The organism is Burkholderiales bacterium, from assembly GCA_036262035.1.
GTDB lineage: Bacteria > Pseudomonadota > Gammaproteobacteria > Burkholderiales > SG8-41 > JAQGMV01.
The window spans coordinates 22,632-35,825 of record DATAJS010000011.1; the positions used below are offsets into that span (position 1 = coordinate 22,632).

13 protein-coding genes are annotated in these 13,194 nt (G+C 67.0%); 9 read left to right on the top strand and 4 right to left on the bottom strand.

What is annotated here, in order from left to right; translation table 11 throughout:
• The first annotated feature begins 24 nt into the window (after positions 1 to 24).
• A complete protein-coding gene (locus VHP37_13940; GenBank protein ID HEX2827446.1) occupies positions 25 to 675 on the top strand; it encodes a hypothetical protein in 651 nt (216 codons plus the stop codon).
• A gap of 3 nt (positions 676 to 678) precedes the next feature.
• Here VHP37_13940 and VHP37_13945 read toward each other — a convergent pair whose 3' ends face one another.
• Positions 679 to 1,650 carry a tripartite tricarboxylate transporter substrate binding protein gene (locus tag VHP37_13945; GenBank protein HEX2827447.1) on the bottom strand — a complete coding sequence of 324 codons (972 nt, stop codon included), beginning with the start codon at positions 1,648 to 1,650 and terminating at the stop codon, positions 679 to 681.
• Positions 1,651 to 2,004: 354 nt separating this feature from the next.
• Here VHP37_13945 and VHP37_13950 point away from each other — a divergent pair, with 354 nt between their 5' ends.
• From VHP37_13950 to VHP37_13975, 6 genes are all read left to right on the top strand, one after another.
• Complete coding sequence (locus VHP37_13950; GenBank protein HEX2827448.1) at positions 2,005 to 3,003, top strand: tripartite tricarboxylate transporter substrate binding protein; 999 nt, start codon at positions 2,005 to 2,007, stop codon at positions 3,001 to 3,003.
• A gap of 52 nt (positions 3,004 to 3,055) precedes the next feature.
• Positions 3,056 to 3,976: a hypothetical protein gene (locus VHP37_13955; GenBank protein ID HEX2827449.1), complete on the top strand. Its 921-nt coding sequence runs from the start codon at positions 3,056 to 3,058 to the stop codon at positions 3,974 to 3,976.
• 2 nt (positions 3,977 to 3,978) lie between these two features.
• The gene (locus VHP37_13960; protein ID HEX2827450.1) at positions 3,979 to 4,956 is read left to right on the top strand and encodes an aldo/keto reductase; all 978 of its coding nucleotides are present in this window, start codon (positions 3,979 to 3,981) and stop codon (positions 4,954 to 4,956) included.
• A gap of 145 nt (positions 4,957 to 5,101) precedes the next feature.
• Positions 5,102 to 6,211, top strand: coding sequence for a mandelate racemase/muconate lactonizing enzyme family protein (locus VHP37_13965; protein HEX2827451.1), 1,110 nt, complete (start codon positions 5,102 to 5,104; stop codon positions 6,209 to 6,211).
• 12 nt (positions 6,212 to 6,223) lie between these two features.
• The gene (locus VHP37_13970; protein HEX2827452.1) at positions 6,224 to 6,934 is read left to right on the top strand and encodes a substrate-binding domain-containing protein; all 711 of its coding nucleotides are present in this window, start codon (positions 6,224 to 6,226) and stop codon (positions 6,932 to 6,934) included.
• 80 nt (positions 6,935 to 7,014) lie between these two features.
• Positions 7,015 to 8,355, top strand: coding sequence for an MmgE/PrpD family protein (locus VHP37_13975; GenBank protein ID HEX2827453.1), 1,341 nt, complete (start codon positions 7,015 to 7,017; stop codon positions 8,353 to 8,355).
• 136 nt (positions 8,356 to 8,491) lie between these two features.
• On the opposite strand, the gene VHP37_13980 is transcribed toward VHP37_13975, so the two are convergent.
• Positions 8,492 to 9,721: an MFS transporter gene (locus VHP37_13980; protein HEX2827454.1), complete on the bottom strand. Its 1,230-nt coding sequence runs from the start codon at positions 9,719 to 9,721 to the stop codon at positions 8,492 to 8,494.
• A gap of 42 nt (positions 9,722 to 9,763) precedes the next feature.
• Positions 9,764 to 10,723 (bottom strand): tripartite tricarboxylate transporter substrate binding protein, encoded by a 960-nt coding sequence (locus tag VHP37_13985; protein ID HEX2827455.1) that lies wholly within the window; start codon positions 10,721 to 10,723, stop codon positions 9,764 to 9,766.
• A 70-nt stretch (positions 10,724 to 10,793) separates the two neighbouring features.
• Between VHP37_13985 and VHP37_13990 the strand changes: the two genes are divergently transcribed.
• A complete protein-coding gene (locus VHP37_13990) occupies positions 10,794 to 11,861 on the top strand; it encodes a hypothetical protein (protein HEX2827456.1) in 1,068 nt (355 codons plus the stop codon).
• 9 nt (positions 11,862 to 11,870) lie between these two features.
• Here VHP37_13990 and VHP37_13995 read toward each other — a convergent pair whose 3' ends face one another.
• Positions 11,871 to 12,182 (bottom strand): putative quinol monooxygenase, encoded by a 312-nt coding sequence (locus VHP37_13995; protein HEX2827457.1) that lies wholly within the window; start codon positions 12,180 to 12,182, stop codon positions 11,871 to 11,873.
• 38 nt (positions 12,183 to 12,220) lie between these two features.
• On the opposite strand from VHP37_13995, the gene VHP37_14000 reads away from it, so the two are divergent.
• Positions 12,221 to 13,165 (top strand): alpha/beta fold hydrolase, encoded by a 945-nt coding sequence (locus tag VHP37_14000; protein ID HEX2827458.1) that lies wholly within the window; start codon positions 12,221 to 12,223, stop codon positions 13,163 to 13,165.
• Positions 13,166 to 13,194 lie beyond the last annotated feature (29 nt).

A 13,194-nucleotide genomic window follows, 5' to 3' on the forward strand; every position in this document is an offset into this window, starting at 1 on the left:
CCTTTTTTCACACCTGTACGACCGATGACGACGATCGCTCTCTTCCGTAAGCACAAGCAGCAGCGCGCGCCCGAAAAGCGCGAGCGCGCGGCGGACTCGCTGGATTTCAGGGATGTGGCGCCGGCCAAGCCCGCGCAGACGCCGGGTGCGCAGTATGTCGCCAAACCGAAGAAGCCCACCGTCAAAGTCATCGAGCCGGCGCCTAAGCCGCGCGGCGGCATCGTGCTGCCGGCCGCGATCGCCGGCGTCCTCGCGCTCGGCATCGCGTACATGACGCGCGAACCCTCGACCGAAGTCCATGCACCCGCCGCACCGGTCAAGGCGGCGCCCGCGCCGGTACAGAAAGCGCCGGAGCACGTCGCGCCGAAAGCGCACAAGCCCGCGGTGACCGCGAGCGTCACGCCGCCGCAGCCGCCCGCGCCGCGCGTGAACATCCCCGCCGTGCCGACGGCGTTCCTCGCGCCTTTCCAGGCGTACACCACCGAATCGGGTGCGAAGGCGATCGCTCTCGCGCTGGACAAGGACGGGCGCTTCGCGCACGCGGTGGTGGCGCGCCATCCGGTGCAGGCGGAGGCGAACGGCGAAGCGCTCGCCGATTGCGAGCGCTATCGCGCGGAGGCCGGCATCCAGCAGCCGTGCAGGCTTTTCGCGATCGGCGACAAGATCGTCTGGTAGCCCCTATTGCGGGGGGATGTTCGCCTCGCGCACCACGCGCGCCCAGCGCGCGGTCTCGGCCTTGACGTGCTCGACGAACGCCTCCGGCGTTGCGGTCCTGACGTCGATCGCCTGATCGTAGAGGCGCTTCTTCGTCTCCGGCGCGTCGAGCGCTTTCAGTAGATCCGCGCGCAGCTTCTCCAGGATAGTCTTCGGCACCGCCGCCTGGGTGCAGATGCCGTACCACGAGCTCACGTCGAAGTTGGGCAGGCCCTGCTCCGCGATGGTCGGCACGTCGGGGACGCGCGAGTTGCGCTTGCCGGAAGTGACCGCGAGCGCGCGCACCTTGCCCGCCTTGATCTGCGGCAGCGGCCCCGGCAGGTTGCCGGTCATGAGCTCCAGATGTCCGCTCATCACGTCCGACAGCGCGATCGCGGCGCCCTTGTACGGCACGTGCACGATGTTGACGCCGGCTTCGAGCTTCATCAGCTCGACCGAGAGGTTGGGCGACGCGCCCACGCCCGACGAGCCGTAATTGAGCTTGCCGGGGTTCTTCTTCGCGTACGCGATCACGTCTTTCAGGTTTTTCATCGCCATCTGCGGGTGCGTCACGATCACGTTCGGCGTCGTGCCGACCATCGAGATGAAAGCGAAATCGCGCACGGGGTCGTACGGCAGCTTCTTGGCGCGCGCGGGCGTGATCGCGTGCGAGGCGATGTTGCACAACATCAGGGTGTTGCCGTCGGGCGTCGCGGCCGCGGTGAGCTCGGTGCCGATGCCGCCCGCGGCGCCGGGACGGTTATCGACGATCGCGCTCTGCGTTCCCCAGACCTCGGTGAGGCCCTGCGCGACGATGCGCGCCGCGACGTCGACGCCGCCTCCCGGCGGGTAGCCGACGATGATGCGCACGGGACGGGTGGGATAGGCCTGCGCGTGCAGCGAAGGTGTAGCGCCTGCGAGAGCGAGCACGGCCACGGCAACTGCGGATAGACGCATCGTCGGGTCTCCGGGAAGAAGGCGAGCGACGGCAAAGTTGCGGCACATCGCGGTCGGGGTCAAGGATTCACCACAGGTTCCGCCTGCGTCTGCCTTCGGGGCCGGACCTCGCTTGTAAGGTTTGGCGTGTACGGCCGGTCTAGAAGGCGGACAGGAGCCGTTATCCCCCCTTGGGTTCCTGCTTGGGCCCGGCGCTTTGGCGCCGGGCCTTTTCTTTTTGTACCGGGCGTCCATACTTCGGACAGATCGTTGGAACCGGGGCCAGACCCCGATAAAGCCGGGGTCTGGCCCCCGAGTCGTCGCGGCCGATCCCGCCCGCCGAACAAAGGAAGGCATCCTTCGAGGAGCCTCGCCATGCAGTTCGGAATGCGACAGTGCGTCGTTGCAGGGTTGTCAGCGCTCGTCTCCGTCTCCGTCTCCGTCTCCGTCTCCGCCGCGCACAGCGCGGAGCGCACCGATTTTCCCGCCAAGCCGATCCGGTGGATCGTCCCGTTTCCGCCCGGCGGCAGCAACGACATCCTGAGCCGCTACGTCGGCGCCAAGCTCTCGGACCGGCTGCGCGAGCAGGTCGTGATCGACAACCGCGCCGGCGCCAACGGCATCATCGGCGCGGATCTCGCGGCGCACGCGACGCCGGACGGTTACACGATCCTGATGGTCTCCACGTCGTGGGTGATGAACGCCGCGGTGCGCTCTTCGCTCCCGTACGACGTGGAGAAGTCGTTCGACCCGATCGTCACGATCGGATCGTCGCCCAACTGCATCGTCGTCAATCCGGGTGCGGGCTTCAAGAATCTGCGCGACCTCGTCGAGCGCGCGAAGGCCAACCCCGCGAAGATCTTCTACGCCTCGACCGGCGTCGGAGGCTTCAACCATTTCGGCGGCGAGCTTTTCAAGAAAGTCGCGGGGATCAACATGTTGATGGTGCCTTATCGCGGCGGCGGCCCGGCGATGACCGACGTCATGGCGGGGCAGGTGCCGGTGATGTTCAGCTCGGTGACGCAGGTGCTGCCGCACGTGCGCAACGGCAAGCTCAACGTGCTCGCGGTCGGCTCGACCAAGCGCAGCATCGCGCTGCCCGATGTGCCGACGGTCGTCGAATCGGGCTACCCCGGGTATGACGTCGCGGTGTGGTGGGGCGTGGTCGGGCCGCTCGGTATTCCTGCTGCGCTACAGCAGAAGCTGCGCGCCGAGTTCAACGCGGTGCTGCAGGATCCGGACACGATCAAGCGTCTCACCGCCGACTCCGCGGAGCCGATGAACCTGTCGCCGGCCGAGTTCCGCAAGATGATCCACGCCGAGGTGAAGAAATGGACCGGCGTCGCGCGCTCCGCGAAGATCAGTGTGCAGTGATTATGCGCGTGGCATCATAACGGGTCCCGACAAGCGTTCCCAGGAGGAGCACATGACTCGAATCGCACCGGGGCTCGTGGTTTCGCTTTGCCTGTCCGCCGCGCTCGGCCTCGCCGCCGGAGCGATCGCCGCCACCGAGAAGAAGCTCAAGGTGATCTCCGAGACCACCGCCAAGGGCTACGCCTTCCCCGAATCGGTCGCGTACGACCCTAGAACCAAGGTGCTCTACATGAGCCAGTTCGGCGGCGAGAAGCTCGATCCCGCCGCGAAGGACGGCAACGGCAGGATCAGCAAGCTCTCGCTCGACGGCAAGGTCATCGAGGACCGCTTCCTGCCGGCGGGCGACGTGAAGATGAACAAGCCCAAGGGCATCTGGGTGAAGGGCAACCGCCTGTGGGTCACCGACATCGACTCGGTGTGGATCTTCGATCTGAAGACGAAGAAAGGGAAACGGCTCGAGCTCACCGGCATCACCTTCGCGAACGATCCGACGGTCGTCGGCAACTCGCTGTACGTGAGCGACAACCGCGCGGACAAGCTCTACCGCGTCGAGCCTGCCGATTTTCTCAACTCGAAAGACAACCCGCAGATCAGCGTCGTGCTCGCGGGCCGGTCGATCCATCCGAACGGGCTCTACCCGGGCAAGCGCGGCTCGCTCCTGCTCGGCGGCTTCCAGTCGCCGAAGGAGCCGAAAGGGATTTACTCGCTCGACAAGCACGGCGAGCTCAAGGAGATCGCGAAAGCCGTCGGCCGCATCGACGGCCTGTACCAGATGGGCGACGGCTCGATCATCGCGACCAACTGGGACAACGGCTCGCTCTTCCGCTGGAGCGAGAAAGGCGGCGTCGAGCAGCTCGCGAGCGGCTTCAAGGGACCGGCGGACTTCGCCGTGGCGACCGATCGCAAAGGCATGACGATCTTCGTCCCCGACCTGCCGGCGAGCGAGCTGCGCATCATCAAGCTGACGAAATAGCGATGAACAAACGCCGCTTCGGCCGCCCCGGCCTCGAAGTCTCCGAAGTCATCTTCGGCGCCGGCGCCGTCGGCGGCATCATGGTGTTTCCCGACGATGCAGTGAAGCGCGAAGCGCTGCGCCGCGCGTTCCAGGGCGGCATCAACTGGGTCGACACCGCCGCGCAGTACGGCAACGGCAAGTCGGAGGAAGCGCTGGGACGGCTCCTGCCGGAGATGGAGACCACGCCTTACCTCTCCACCAAGTTCGGCCTGCCCGTCGACAACCTGCACGACATCCCGAAGCAGATCGAGGAGAGCCTCACCGCCAGTCTCGCGCGCTTGAAGCGCTCGTCGGTCGACCTGCTCCAGCTTCACAACCGCATCGGCTCGACACCCGGCGGGCGCGTGCTCACGGTCGAGCAGGTGCTGGGGAAGAACGGCGTCGCGGAAGGTCTCGAGCGGCTGCGCGAAAAAGGTCTGATCCGCCACATGGGCATCACCGCGATCGGCGAGGCGCCGTGCGTGCGCGAAGTGATCGCGAGCAGGCGCTTCGATTCGGCGCAGGTGTATTACAACCTGCTCAACCCCAGCGCAGGCCGCAGCATGCCGCGGTCGTGGACCGGCGAGAACATGAGCGGAATCATCGATGCGTGCCGCGCGAACGGGGTGGCGGTGATGGCGATCCGCATCTTCGCCGCGGGCGTCATCGCGAGCGTCGAGCGCACCGGGCGCGAGAGCGTGCTCATCAAGGATACGAGCATCGCCGAAGACGAGCGCAAGGCGAGGGCGGTGTTCGATGCGATCGGCGAGGGCTACGGCACGCGCGCGCAGGTCGCGCTGCGTTTCGTGCTCACCAACCCCGACGTCTCCTGCGCGATCATCGGCAGCGCGGAGCTGCATCACGTCGACGAAGCGCTCGCGGCTGCCGAGATGGGGCCGCTGCCGCCGGAAGTGATGGCGCGGCTCGACGCTCTATACGCAACGGATTTCCGTCCGTAGGGTGCGTGGTAACGCACCGTTAACGGCGCGGTGCGCTCGCGCGCACCCTACGGTTATCCCGCCGGTGCGCATCACGCTACGCTAAACTCCGGCTATGCATGCCGCCGAGCGCGTCGTCGGCGGTCCACTTGCTGGAGGAATCCAAATGACACTAAAAATCGATCGCGTCGAAGTCTTCGGCGTGGAAATGCCGCTCCTGGGCACGTTCACGAGCGGCGGAGTTTCGAAGAACATCACCAAGTGCGTGGTGGTCAGGCTCACCGCGTCCGACGGCACGATCGGCATCAGCAGCATCGATCCGTCGACGACCGCGAAGTCGCCGAACACCGGGCCCGAGCTCGCCGCCGCGATCCGCGACAAGATCGCGCCGCAGATCGTCGGGCTCGATCCGACCAACGTGAACCGCATGGTCGAGCTGTGCGACCGGCTGACGCCGACGCAGCCCGGCGCGGGCGCCGCGATCGAGATGGCGTGCATCGAGCTCACGTCCCGCCGGCAGGGCATTCCGCTCTATACCTACCTCGGCGGCGCGGTGCAGGACAGCGTGCTGTTCAACGGCTGGATCGGCATGCTGCCGCCCGACGAGGCGGCCGCCGAAGCGAAGCAGTGGCTCGCCGCCGGATTCAAATCGGCGAAGATCAAGGTCGGCAGCGGCGTCGAAGCCGATCGCGACCGCATCGCCGCGGTGCGCGACGTCGTCGGCAGCGCGATGAAGCTGCGCATCGACGCGAACTGCCAGTACGACGCCAATCAGTCGCTCGCGCTGTGCAAGGCGGTCAAGCAATACGATCTCCAGCTCTTCGAGCAGCCCGCCGCGAAGGAAGACATCGCGGGCCTCGCGCGCGTGCGCCGCGAAGGCGGCATCCCGGTGATGGCCGACGAGAGCGTGAGCGATCACGCGAGCCTGCTCGCGGTGCTGAAGGCGGACGCGGCGGACTTCGTGAAGTTCGGCATCAAGCAGGCGGGCGGGATACTGAAAGCGCAGCGCATGCTCGCCACCGCGGAAGCGGCGAAGATCCCGGTCGTCGTCGGTCACGGCTTCGGCCTCGATCCGTCGACGCTCGCCGAGATCATGCTCGCGGCGTCGTCGCGCAACGTGGTGCCGGGGCTGGAGTGCGTGGGACCGCTGAAAGTGAAGGATACGGTCACGACCACGCGCCTCGACATCTCCAGGGGCAGCATTCCGCTGCCGCAGGGCCCGGGGCTCGGCGTCACGCTCGACGAGGCGAAGCTCCAGCAATACCGCATGCACTGAAGGAACGAGAACATGGCAGCCAATGAATTCATCGTGATGACCTCGGGCGCGTTCACCGCGGCGCATCTCGCGCTGATCCCGGACATCGAGAAGCTGACGCAGAAGAAGGTCGTCACCGCGACGACCTCGGTCGGCACCGGCGAGACCTCGATCGCGAGCCGCCTGAAGCGCGGCGAGGTCGCGGACCTCGTCATCGTCGCGGCGCCGCTCCAGAAACAGTTCGTCGACGAAGGGCTGGTGCTGGCCGAAGGCTGCAAGAGCGTCGCGCGCTCGACGATGGGCTTCGCGGTGCGCGCGGGCGCGCCGAAGCCCGACGTGGGCACGATGGAAGGCCTGAAGAAGACGCTGCTAGAAGCGAAGCGCATCGCGTACTCGGCGAGCGTGAGCGGCCAGTACTTCACGACCGAGCTCGTGCAGCGCCTCGGCATCGCCGACCAGGTGCTGCCGAAGAGCCGTCTCATCACCGGCGGCGAGCGCACCGGCGCGGTCGTCGCGCGCGGCGACGCCGACCTCGCTTTCCAGCAGATCAGCGAGCTGCTGCCGGTGCCCGGCATCGCCCACATCACGCCGCTGCCGTCCGAAGCGCAGCGCACGACCGAGTTCAAGGCCGGCGTCGGTGCGAACAGCACCGACCGCGCGCTCGCGCAGAAGGTGATCGATTTTCTCGCGTCGTCGCAGGCCGCAGATGCGGTTCGCAAAACCGGCCTCGAACCCGCCAATTAAATAACCGTAGGGTGCGCGCCAGCGCACCGCGCCCTTAACGGTGCGTTCGCACGCACCCTACGATGAAGGGAGGAGCATCGATGACCATCGCGCGCGAGTTGGCTGCATTCGCGAACACCGCAGCCATTCCCGACAAGGCGCTCGAATACGCCCAGATGCTGATCTCGAGCACCATCGCGAGCGCGGCGCTCGGCTCGACGATCGAGTCGACGAAGATCGTGCGTGCGCTGGAGTTGGAGCGCGGCGGTGTGTCGGAAGCGACGCTGTGGTTCGGCGCCGCCGAGAAGCTGCCGGTCGCCGCGGCGGCGCGTGTGAACGCGCTCGCGAGCGACGCGGCCGCTTCGGACGACAGCGACCTGCGCAACATCGTGCATTCCGGAACGCCTGCCTGTGCCACCGCGCTCGCGGTTGCCGAGAAGACCGGTGCGAGCGGGAAGGAGACCCTCGAAGCGATCGTGATGGGCGTCGAGGCCGCGGGCCGCATCAACAGCGCGATGATCGGCGGGCTTCAGGTCAAGGGTTTTCACGGCTGCATCGCGGCGATCTTCGCGTCGGTCGTCGCGGCGGGACGCTTGCTGAAGCTGAACGAAGACCAGATGACGCAGGCGATCTCGATCGCGGCGACTTCGGTGGGCGGCCTGCACGCGGCGGCGAAGACGAGCGTCGCGCGCGAATGGCACGCGGGTCTGATCTCGATGGTCGGAGTCGATGCGGCGCAGGCCGCGCAGAAGGGGTTCATCGCCGAAGAGACCATCTTCGAGACCAAGCTCGGCTTCATCGAGGTCTTCGGGGTGAAGTCCAAAGCCGACGAGGTCACGCGCGACCTGGGCAAGCGCTGGAGCATGCTCGAAGACGTCGGCGTCAAGCTCGTCCCCGGCGGTCACCCGCACCACGCGGTCGCCGAAGCCGCGGCCAACGCCTCACGCGAAGGCAATGTCCAGCCCGAGGAAGTCGAGACGATCACCATCTCGCGGCCGGGCTTCCAGGGTTTCACCGGACCGCAGTTTCCGACCGATCTCATCGGCGTCGCGCACAGCCCCGCGTTCTTCGCGGCGGCGGGCGTCGCCGACCGAGGTTTCACCTGGGCGCATGCGTTTCCCGAGAAGATCAACGACCCACGCATCCGCGGCCTGCTCGGCAAGGTGAGAGTCGGCGAACCGCCGACCGGGAACCTCGAGCGCTACAAGTCCGGCGCAGTGGTCACGATCGAGACGCGCGACGGACGCAAGCTCACGAGCACCGTCTACGCCCCCCGCGGCTCGGCGATCGTGGGCATCGAATGGAAGGACGTCGAGGCGAAGTATCGGGCGCTGGTGCCCTACGCCAAGCTGGCCGAAGGCAACCTCGAGAAGAGCGCTGCGGTGATACGAAAGTTTCGCGACGTCGCGAACGTCTCGGAGTTGGTGAGTCTGCTGCGGTAAAGATCAAAAGCAAATTAACCGCAAAGGACGCAAAGGACGCCAAGGAATACCCTTTTGATTTCCACGCGTGTGCTCGGCGTTCGCGCCCGTAAAGAATGTTTTTGACTTTCCTTTGCGTCCTTTGCGTCCTTGGCGGTCAAATAGGTTTTAACTCAGGCTTCTTCGCGAGCAAGAAGAACAGCGACCCCAGCCCTGCCAGGACCGCGAGCAGCGTAAAGCCCATGCGATAGTCGCCGCGCCAGTCGGCGAATGCGCCCGCGATCACCGGTCCGCCGATCTGGCCGAACACCGTGATCATGGCGGAGAGGCCCATGATCATCCCGATCGACCGTCTGCCGAAGTAATCGGCGCGTATCGCCTGCATGAACGGCCCGCGCAGGCCCCACGCGATGCCGTGCACCAGCGCCGCGGCGGCGAGGATGACCGGCCCCGCGGCGTAGGTGAGCATCAGCATGCCGCCCGCGTGCATCAGCATGCAGGCCGCGGCGACGAGGCGCTTCTCGAACTTCTCGCCGATCACCCAGCCCATCATCACGCCGCCGAACTGTCCGACGGTGACGAGCGTGAAGACGAGCGACGCCTGCGCGAGCGAATAGCCGAGGCCTTCCTTGACGTGCGTGATCGCGTGCACGTTGACCGCGGTGACGACGAGCAGCGAGAAGCTGTGCCCCAGCGAGATCAGCCAGAACGCGCTCGTGCGCAGCGCTTCACCCGCGGTGAACGCGCGGCTCGCGGGCGCTTCGGGCTGTCCCGCCTCACGCGGCGGCGCCGGCGGCAAGCCGTCGATCGTCTCGCCCATGTCCTCGGGGCGGCTCTTGATCACGCGCGACAGCGGCCAGCCGATCACGATCGCGATCACGCCCGACGCGAACGCGGTCGTGCGCCAGCCGAACGTCTGTATCGACCACGCGACCGCCGCCACGAAGATTCCGCCGAGCGCGCCGCCGAACTGCAGCGCCGACAGCGCCCGCGCGCGCCGCCGCTCGAACCACTGGATGATCGCGACGCTGACGAGGAAGTTGCTGAACATGCTCGCGCCGAGCGCGACGATGACGAACGCGGCGTAGAACTCCCACAGCGTGTCGATGCGCGAGAGCAGCATGAAGCCCACGCCGAACGTGAGGATCCCCACGCGGACGATGCCCTGCGTGCCGAACTTGTCGACCGCCCAGCCGAGCACCGGCCCGAGCACCGCGGCCTCGGTCGACTTGAGCGCGGCCGCGCCCGAGAGCGCGGTCTTGCTCCATCCGCGCTCTTCGACGAGCACCGCGAGATAGGCCCCGAAAGCCTGGTTGAGCAGCAGCGCCTGCAGGAACTGCATGGCGCCGCCGGCGACGACGACGCGCCAGCCGTAGAAGATTTTCATTCGTGATTTTGGTTGCGACGGCGCTTGGAGTGTAACGCGGCCTCAGTCCGCTTTGATCTTCGCCGCCGCGACCACGCGCGCCCATCGCGCGAGCTCGGCCCTGACCATGTCGCCGAAGCGCTCGCTGGTGCCGCCGACCGGGTTCATGCCGCTGCGGGCGAGGAGCTCGCGCACTTCGCTCTCGCCGAGCAGCGCGTTGAAGTCGGTGTTGAGCTTCGCGACGACCGGCAAAGGCGCCTCCGCCGGCGCGAAGAGGCCGTACCAGGTTTCGACGACGAGGTTGGGCAGGCCCTGCTCCTTCATCGTCGGGACCGCGGGGAATGCCGCCGAACGTTTCTCGCCCATGACGCCCAGCATGCGCAGCTTCCCGGCGCGCACCTGCGGCGAGACCGTCTGCATGCCGGCGACCGTCGCCTGCACGTGGCCGCCGACGAGATCGGTGACGGCGCCCGCCGAGCCTCTGTACGGCACGTGCACGATGTCGATGCCGGTCTCGAGCTTGATCAGCTCGGCCGCGAGGTGCTGCGGGCCGCCGTTGCCGGGCGACGAATAGTGCAACTGGCCGGGACGGCGTTTCGCGAGCTGGATGAGCTCGCGCATCGAGCGCGCCGGGAGCTGGGGATGCACGACGAGGGTCATCTCGCTCGCGGCGATCTGCACCACCGGCGCGAAGCTGCGCACCGGGTCGAACGGCAGCTTCGCGGAGAGCGCCGGTGCGGTGCCGAACGAGGTCGCGGTCATGAGCAGCACGTGGCCGTCCGGCGGCGCGCGGGCCACGAATTCGGTGCCGATGTTGCCGGTCGCGCCGGGACGGTTGTCGGTGACCACCGCGATTTTCCAGCGTTCGGCGAGCCGCGGCTGGAACGCGCGGGCGACGATGTCGGCGCCGGTGCCCGGCGTGTAGGGCACGACCATCTGGACGGTGCGCTGGGGCCAGGCGGGGTTTTGCGCGTGCGCCGCGAGCGCTCCGCACAACAACGCGACGCCGGCCGCTGCGCGCATCCGATTTCCTCCCGTTGGAACGGCCCATTTTGACTCTGCTACGCTTGGGCTCACAAGGAGGGCGGACGTCATGGCCGAGATCCTGGGACTGGGCATCACGCACTATCCGAACCTCGCGACGCAGCTCAACATGAGCTGGCGTTTCCGCAAATGCCTCGACGACGCGACGCTGCCCGAGCGCTTTCGCGTCCCGGCACTGTGGCCGCCGACCGCGCGCGAACAGTGGAGCGACGACGAAGGCAGGGCGCACTCCGACCGCCACCGGCAGGACCTCGTCGAGCAGTTCCGCGCGGTGCGCCGCGAGCTCGACGCGTTCGCGCCCGATTTCGTGCTGATCTGGGGCGACGACCAGTACGAGAACTTCCGCGAGGACTGCGTGCCCGCGTTCTCGGTGCTCGCGTACGACGCGTTCGAGTTCCAGCCATGGAAAGACTACAAGCGGGGAAAGAACGCTTGGGACGAGCCCGCCGACAAGGTCTTCACCGTCAAAGGCCACCGCACCGCGGGCAAGCACCTCGCGAGCGCGCTTTTACGAGACGGCTTCGACGTCGCCTACGCCTACAAGCCGCTGCATCATGCGCTCGGCCACGCGTTCGCGAACTCGGTGCTCTTCCTCGACTACGACCGCAAGGGCTTTCCCTGGCCGCTCGTGCCGTTCGCGGTGAACGCGTACGGACGCCTGCTGGTCGCCGCGCGGGGCGCACCGCGGCGCGCGTCCGAAAGCGGAGGACGGGTGCCCGATGCGGCCGCCGACTTCGATCCACCGGCGCCGCAGCCGTGGCGCTGCATGCAGGTCGGCGCCGCGGTCGCGCGCGCGTTGAAGGCGAGCCCGTGGCGGGTGGCGTTCATCGCGTCGTCGAGCTGGAGCCACGCGTTCCTGGTCGCCAAGAACGAGCTCGTCTTCCCGGACGTCGATGCGGATCGGCGCTATTACGAGGCGCTGAAGACCGGCGACGTCGAGACGTGGCGCAATACCACCATCGAGGAGGCCGAGGACCGCGGGCACCACGAGCTCCTCAACTGGTTCTGCCTCGTCGGCGCGATGAATGAGCTCGGCCGTGCCAAGCCCGACCGCTCGGTCTTCCTCGAGTCCTGGATCACCAATTCGGACAAGGTGTTTGCGGTCTGGCGGCCCTGAATCGCGGCGTCAGTCCGCCGGCGAGAGGACGTGGATGACGCGCTTGTCGATCAGGTCCTTCACTTTTTCCGCGTAGGCCTTCATGTGGGGGGCGGCCGCATGGGCCTTGAGCGCGTCGGTGTCGCGCCATTTCTCCACGAACACGAAGGTGTCCGGCCCGAACTTGGTCTGGAAATTGCCAAGTCCCTCGGCATCGACCCCGGGGCCGTACTCGATGCAGCCGTCCTCGGCTTTCACGGCGGGGATGTTTGCGCGCGCGGCTTCGAGTATCTTCTCGCGCTGGCCGGGTTTCGCGGTGATGATGGCGATGACATGGATCATGCAATTTCTCCTGACGGTGCGTTCTTATGAGGTTTGAAGTGTCGAAATGCGGTTGGTATCGCTGGTTTTTCGTGCTGTTTCTCGCGCTCGCGGCGGGCTGCTCGCGCCTGCCGTCGATGCAGCCGGCGCCGGTCCGTGCGAAATCGGTCGCTGAGCTGCAGGACTACCTGCGCAGCCACAAGGCGGACATCGATCTTTTCAGGCTGCGCGGTCCTTTCGCGGTCGGCGAGCGCGGGGACGTCGAGCTTCGCCTCTCGCCGAAAGAGCGCGTCTACGCCGACGTCTATCTCTCGTCCGCGCCCGAGAAAGCGCCGGTGGTCCTGCTGGTGCACGGCTATGATAGCTCGAAGGAAGCCCATGCCAACCAGGCGGTGCACATGGCGTCGTGGGGCATGCACGTGGTTGCGGTGCAGCTGCCGAAGCGGGGACCATGGGGCGTCAGCAACGGCCGCATCCTCGCGAGGGTGGCCAGTCTCATCCATCGCTCGCCGGAAGTGGTCGACGCGCGCGTCGATCCGAACAAGATCGTCCTCGCGGGCCATTCGTTCGGCGGCAATGCGGTCGCGATCGCCCTCGGTGAAGGCGCACCTGCGCTCGGCGGCATCCTCCTCGACCCGGCCGCGGTCGGCCGCGACACGCCGAAGATCCTCCAGCAGATCACCCGGCCGGTGATGGTGCTCGGCGCCGACGAGCACATCGGCGCGACGCGCAACCGCGAATATTTCTATCGCTACGTGCGCAGCGGCATCGGCGAAGTGTCGATCAAGGACGCGACGCACGAGGACGGGCAATACCCGTCGCAGTACGCGCTCCAGCACTACGGCAGCGATCCGTACACCTCCGAAGAGGCCCAGCTTTCGTTCGCGGCCGCGATGACCGCGAGCGCGATGAGCCTCGCCACGACGGGCGGCTTCGATTCCGCGTGGACGAGCTTCGATCCGGAGATCAAGAGCGGGAAGTTCTTCAACGCGAAGAGGAAATGACGCGGCGATAGCCGCGTCATCCTTGACGT

What these genes read in the sequence shown, in the direction of transcription:
- VHP37_13940 (HEX2827446.1), top strand. Translation starts at nt 25, where the DNA reads ATGACGACGATCGCTCTCTTCCGTAAGCACAAGCAGCAGCGCGCGCCC.
- VHP37_13945 (HEX2827447.1), bottom strand. Translation starts at nt 1,650, where the DNA reads ATGCGTCTATCCGCAGTTGCCGTGGCCGTGCTCGCTCTCGCAGGCGCT.
- VHP37_13950 (HEX2827448.1), top strand. Translation starts at nt 2,005, where the DNA reads ATGCAGTTCGGAATGCGACAGTGCGTCGTTGCAGGGTTGTCAGCGCTC.
- VHP37_13955 (HEX2827449.1), top strand. Translation starts at nt 3,056, where the DNA reads ATGACTCGAATCGCACCGGGGCTCGTGGTTTCGCTTTGCCTGTCCGCC.
- VHP37_13960 (HEX2827450.1), top strand. Translation starts at nt 3,979, where the DNA reads ATGAACAAACGCCGCTTCGGCCGCCCCGGCCTCGAAGTCTCCGAAGTC.
- VHP37_13965 (HEX2827451.1), top strand. Translation starts at nt 5,102, where the DNA reads ATGACACTAAAAATCGATCGCGTCGAAGTCTTCGGCGTGGAAATGCCG.
- VHP37_13970 (HEX2827452.1), top strand. Translation starts at nt 6,224, where the DNA reads ATGGCAGCCAATGAATTCATCGTGATGACCTCGGGCGCGTTCACCGCG.
- VHP37_13975 (HEX2827453.1), top strand. Translation starts at nt 7,015, where the DNA reads ATGACCATCGCGCGCGAGTTGGCTGCATTCGCGAACACCGCAGCCATT.
- VHP37_13980 (HEX2827454.1), bottom strand. Translation starts at nt 9,721, where the DNA reads ATGAAAATCTTCTACGGCTGGCGCGTCGTCGTCGCCGGCGGCGCCATG.
- VHP37_13985 (HEX2827455.1), bottom strand. Translation starts at nt 10,723, where the DNA reads ATGCGCGCAGCGGCCGGCGTCGCGTTGTTGTGCGGAGCGCTCGCGGCG.
- VHP37_13990 (HEX2827456.1), top strand. Translation starts at nt 10,794, where the DNA reads ATGGCCGAGATCCTGGGACTGGGCATCACGCACTATCCGAACCTCGCG.
- VHP37_13995 (HEX2827457.1), bottom strand. Translation starts at nt 12,182, where the DNA reads ATGATCCATGTCATCGCCATCATCACCGCGAAACCCGGCCAGCGCGAG.